Annotated in this window: 6 protein-coding genes; all 6 read left to right on the top strand. The window is 54.1% G+C overall.

What is annotated here, in order from left to right; translation table 11 throughout:
• The first annotated feature begins 319 nt into the window (after nt 1-319).
• From HFM78_RS02925 to HFM78_RS02900, 6 genes are read left to right on the top strand one after another with little or no spacing between them, the layout of a single operon-like run.
• The gene (locus tag HFM78_RS02925) at nt 320-694 is read left to right on the top strand and encodes a DUF423 domain-containing protein (RefSeq protein ID WP_287127921.1); all 375 of its coding nucleotides are present in this window, start codon (nt 320-322) and stop codon (nt 692-694) included.
• A 52-nt stretch (nt 695-746) separates the two neighbouring features.
• Nucleotides 747-2105 (top strand): cytochrome c biogenesis protein, encoded by a 1359-nt coding sequence (locus HFM78_RS02920; protein WP_287127920.1) that lies wholly within the window; start codon nt 747-749, stop codon nt 2103-2105.
• A complete protein-coding gene (ccsB, locus tag HFM78_RS02915; RefSeq protein WP_287127919.1) occupies nt 2098-3054 on the top strand; it encodes a c-type cytochrome biogenesis protein CcsB in 957 nt (318 codons plus the stop codon). Before HFM78_RS02920 ends, ccsB begins: the two co-directional genes overlap by 8 nt.
• Nucleotides 3035-3847: a signal peptidase I gene (lepB, locus tag HFM78_RS02910; RefSeq protein ID WP_287127918.1), complete on the top strand. Its 813-nt coding sequence runs from the start codon at nt 3035-3037 to the stop codon at nt 3845-3847. The genes ccsB and lepB (HFM78_RS02910) overlap by 20 nt, the downstream gene beginning before the upstream one ends.
• 9 nt (nt 3848-3856) lie before the next feature.
• Nucleotides 3857-4678: a signal peptidase I gene (lepB, locus tag HFM78_RS02905; protein ID WP_287127917.1), complete on the top strand. Its 822-nt coding sequence runs from the start codon at nt 3857-3859 to the stop codon at nt 4676-4678.
• Nucleotides 4679-4692: 14 nt separating this feature from the next.
• Entirely contained in the window at nt 4693-4878 is a 186-nt protein-coding gene (locus HFM78_RS02900) for a hypothetical protein (RefSeq protein ID WP_287127916.1), read from the top strand.
• Nucleotides 4879-4972: the final 94 nt, after the last annotated feature.

Raw genomic sequence — 4972 nt, 5'->3', positions numbered from 1 at the left:
CCCCCGTACCCTGTCGGGCACAGGCGAGCAGGGTAGAGAAGCAAGAATAAGTTCTTTTCTGCCCTGGTCCCCCGTTTACCTATGCCCGTCAGGGTACGGGGCGGAGGGGCGGCTGTTGTTGTGTTGGTGCGCTGCTGAGTTTCGTTCACTGAGAGCACCTTATATTCCTTACTGTGAAGAAAAATATTTTGTTCATTCCGGTAGCATAGCAACGTATTAGAGAGATTTAATCTGTCTAAGTGGGCTGGCGAAATTAGATCAGGAACCTTCCCTCCTACCTAAGCCAAGCGTTAGGTTTAGACGAGTTGGGAGAGCGTGGATGCAGCGGACACTCGGGGTCTGGGGGGCGGGATTGGGGTTGCTGGCGGTGGCGGCAGGAGCTTTTGGTAGCCATTTGTTGCGGGATAGTTTGGATGTGGCGCGGTTGGAAATATTTCAGACGGCAGCCCGATACCAGATGTACCATGCGCTCGCTTTGTTGCTGGTGGCGAATTTGGGAGAGGCGTGGTCCCGGCGGTGGACTAACTGGGCGGGTTGGTGTTTTGTGGGGGGAACCGTGATTTTTGCCGGGAGTCTCTATGGGTTGAGCTTGACGGGTATCCGGGTCCTAGGGGCAATCACCCCCTTGGGGGGACTCCTGTTGATGGCGGGTTGGGGACTGCTTATGCTGGCGGGGCTGCAAAAATCCGCCTGAGTGCTGACCACAGGGTGCCTCGGTTAGACTAGAGAGCAAGCACGAGTCCGCTATGGCCCTCCAGAAGCTATCTTTTCCCGAAATTTGGCGTGAAGTCCGCCATGAGGCCCTGACCACTCTGGGCTCCTTGCCCTTAGCAATTGTGCTTTTTTTGGTGATTGCGGTCTTGAGTATTACCGGGACGGTCATCCCCCAACAGCAGGACTGGACGTTCTATGTCGAGAAATATCCTGACAAGGGCGCGGTGGTCCTGGGTTTCTTGACTTGGCAGCGCATTATTGACTGGGGGCTGGATGATGTTTACCGGACTTGGTGGTTTATTGGGATCTTGGTCCTGTTTGGGACGAGCTTGATTACCTGTTCATTTTTGCGCCAGATCCCGATGCTTAAGGCGGCGCAACGCTGGCGGTACTATGATGAGCCCCGGCAACTGGCCCGATTTGCGCTCTACGGTGAAGTCCCGGCTGAGCAGCTAGACGAACTAAATCAACAGCTTAAAAAGAAATATTTCCGTATTTACCAAGAGGGCGACCAGCTTTACGCCAACCGGGGCATCCTGGGCCGAGTCGGGCCGATCCTCGTCCATGTGAGTATTATCTTGATCTTGGTTGGTGGAGTGTGGGGAGCGTTGGGCGGCTTCAAAACCCAGCGGTCAGCGGTCCCCGGCGATAGTTTTGATTTCAAGGACCTCAAACCAGCTCAACTTGCTTTCGTCCAGCCCCCGACTTGGCGGGTGCGGGTGGATGATTTTCGGATCGGCAACCGGGTAGATGGTTCAATCCGGCAGTTCTATTCTGACCTCGTGGTACTTGATGCTCAGAACCGGGAACTGACCCGCAAAACCATTGCGGTGAATCAGCCCTTGGTCTATGACGGGGTGACGCTCTACCAGGCAAGTTGGGCGGTGGACTCTGTGCTATTTCGCTTTGGTCCAGAGGATGAGTGGGTGCGAATTCCGTTCGAGGGGTTGGCCCAGAAAATTAACGGACAGGAGACTTGGGGCCGTTACTTACCCTTGGATGAAAAGAATAAAGTCGGTATTTTCCTTGCAGCCAATAATCTAGAAGGTGTGATGGCAATCCTCTATATCGGGGATAAACCCGTGGAGACCTACCGTTTGCGCCCCGGTGTCCCGGCTGCCGTGGGCAAGACTGCGATTGTCCTAGAGGTGAAGCAAGTGATTGGCTCCACAGGGGTGCAGATTAAGCAAGACCCCGGCATCCCCTTGGTCTATCTTGGGTTCGGTCTATTAATGGTGGGGGTTTGTATGAGCTATGTCAGTCATACCCAGGTGTGGGCTCTACGCAAGGGCGATAGGATTTATCTAGGTGGTAAGACCAACCGGGCACAGGTCTCCTTTGAGCGCGAATTTGCCCAGATACTGAACAACTTAGGAGCAAGTCATGGATAATCTGGTCGCGTTGCAAAAAACCCTGGACGACCTCACCTGCTATGTCTTGATTGCGACGACCCTCGCCTACTGGGTCCATTTCGCCTTTGGGCGGCTGGGCTGGTTGGGGGAGGTAGCAACGGCGGGGATGGTGATTGGTTGCCTGACCAGTGCAGGGTTACTGACAGCCCGGTGGCTTGAGTCAGGGCACCCTTTCCCAGTGAGTAACCTCTATGAATCCCTATTTTTCCTCTGTTGGTGTTTGACTTTCGCCCATCTGGTTGCGGAGTACAGCAGTCGCCAGAAGGTAATTGGCGTTTTTACCGCGCCTTTTGCGGCGGGGCTGGCGGCCTTTGCGTCATTTTATCTGCCCGTCCAGTTACAGGTCAGTGCGCCTCTAGTTCCAGCTCTGGACTCGAACTGGTTAATGCTCCATGTGAGCGTGATGATTTTTAGCTATGGCTTTGTGATGGCGGGGGGAGCGACAGCGATGGCCTATCTCTGGGTCACGCGCCGTGAGCAACAAGTTGAGCTTAAGGGTAACTCCATCGGTTCTGGGGGGATGCGCCGAGTCGAGAAGACAAGCCCAGACGGGGGGAGTGCGGGGGTTTTGACGATGGCGCGGACTGCCCCGGCTCTCCAGATGTCTACACTTGCTGAAACGCTGGATAACGTCAGTTATCGGCTGATTGGGCTGGGTTTCCCCTTACTCACCATCGGGATTATCTCCGGGGCGGTTTGGGCTAATGAAGCCTGGGGTTCTTACTGGAGTTGGGACCCGAAGGAAACTTGGTCTCTCATCACTTGGCTGATTTTCGCTGCCTACCTCCATGCCCGACTCACTGTCGGCTGGCAGGGGAAACGGCCGGCAATCTTGGCGGTGGTCGGTTTTGCCTCGGTCTGGGTGACATATCTGGGGGTCAACTTCCTGGCTGAGGGTCTGCACAGCTATGGCTTTTTCCTTAAATAATCTGCGCTTGGGTCTTCTGGCCTTGGTTTTGGCGGTGGTGATCCGAGTTTTTATCGGCGAACCCCGCTTTATCCCCACCAGTTCAATGGTGCCGACCCTCTTGGTAGATGACCGCTTAGTCGTCGAGAAGATTAGCTATGACCTGCGCGACCCCCAGCGTGGTGACGTGGTGGTCTTCCGGGCACCCCAGGACCAGACCCAGGACTACATCAAGCGGGTGGTCGGGCTACCGGGAGACCGTCTGCGTGTTACCAGTGGCAGTTTGGTGGTGGGCGGAGTGCCTGTCAGTCGGGGTCAATTGCTCACCCGTTTTTTTGAGGTCTACCCCCAGTCGGCCCGCCAGTATGAGGCCCAAGTCCAGGCGGAGTCCCGGCGCAACTACCGCCCCAATTTCACCGTCCGCCTCACCGCCCAGAGTGTCCACCTCGGTTTGATCCGCCCCAACCAAGGTCTGTTTACCCACGAACTTAATTTAAGTGACATCGCTCAATTGATGGGGGTACCCCAGACTCAATTGGTTCTCATACCCGGTCAGGTTTTCATCAATGGTCAACCCTTAGTTGAACCCTATACCGCTGAGGACACTGAGTACACCTGTCCTGGCGACTGTCCGCTTTGGCCCTCAGCGTGGGCGCAGGAACTCGTGGTCCCGAGCGGGACCTATTTCGTGATGGGCGATAATCGGAATAACAGCAAGGACTCCCACGAGTGGGGTTTCTTACCCCGACAAAATATCATTGGAAGGGCCTTTGTTCGCTTTTGGCCTCTAGAACGCCTGGGTTTCATTTACTGAGGGAATGTCATGGTTGAGGTGCGGGTCTGGGTCAAGAAATACTGGGAGTACATTGAGAACGTCCTGTTCCTCGTCGGCTTCGGGCTGGTCTGGTTCTTCGTCGCCGAACCCCGGTACATCCCCTCGGGTTCGATGATGCCCACCTTCTTAATTAACGACCGTTTGATTGTGGACAAAATGACCTACCGTTTCCGCGAACCCCAGCGCGGTGAAATTGTGATCTTTACCGTCCCCGGCGGGACCTCTGACGCCCTGATTAAGCGGATTGTTGGTCTGCCAGGTGAACGGGTGCGGATTGAGGGCGGCGGGTTGACAGCCCAGGGCCAGACCGTTTCGCGCTACGACCTCGTGGAAGCTTATTTGCGTTCTCAACCTGAGTTATTCCTACGCTACCAAAAAGCCCTCGCCAGTAATAGCGGCTATGACCTACGACCCGCGCCCCTAGTCCGGTTTCAGGATGAGAAAGTGACCATTGGTATGGCTTTTCCGGCTGAAGAAATTATCCAAAAAGACTTCACCCTACCAGAAATGGCCCGACTCCTCGGCATGAGGGTGCAGGACTTGAAACTCACGGGCGGTGAAGTCTATATCAACGGCAAACCTATTCCTGAACCCTATATCAACGAAGATGCGGCCTATCTCTGCCCCGGTCAATGTTTCGTCGCTGAGGGCAAGGAATTTATTATTCCTCCTAATGACTATTTCGTGATGGGCGACAACCGTAACAACAGCAAAGATTCCCACGTCTGGGGTTTCCTGCCCCGCGAGAACATGATTGGCAAAGCCTTAGTCCGCTTCTGGCCTCTCAACCGTCTTGGTCAACTGCCGTAAATAAGGAGAAAAAAATGAAAGCTCAATTTAATGAGGAATGGCTAGCCCAAGCCATTAAGCTAGAAGAATCTGTGGATTGTGATATCAGTGCTGGTCCGAACTTGGTTAATAGCCTTGTGGACTATCTGACAAGCACAGATGGAATCTTCATCTCAAAGAGGTATCAGGAGAATTATGATGATTTAACCGAGGAGACGTAACAGTATGGTTTGCGCTGACAAAAAACCAAGTATGCTTAAATTGAACAAGATGCGGCTCTTCCGTGTAAGAGGTGTATAATGGAGTAGTCGCAAT

It is taken from the genome of Candidatus Cyanaurora vandensis (assembly GCF_013285555.1).
GTDB classification, from domain to species: domain Bacteria; phylum Cyanobacteriota; class Cyanobacteriia; order Gloeobacterales; family Anthocerotibacteraceae; genus Cyanaurora; species Cyanaurora vandensis.
This window is presented reverse-complemented; position numbering and strand designations above follow the sequence as displayed.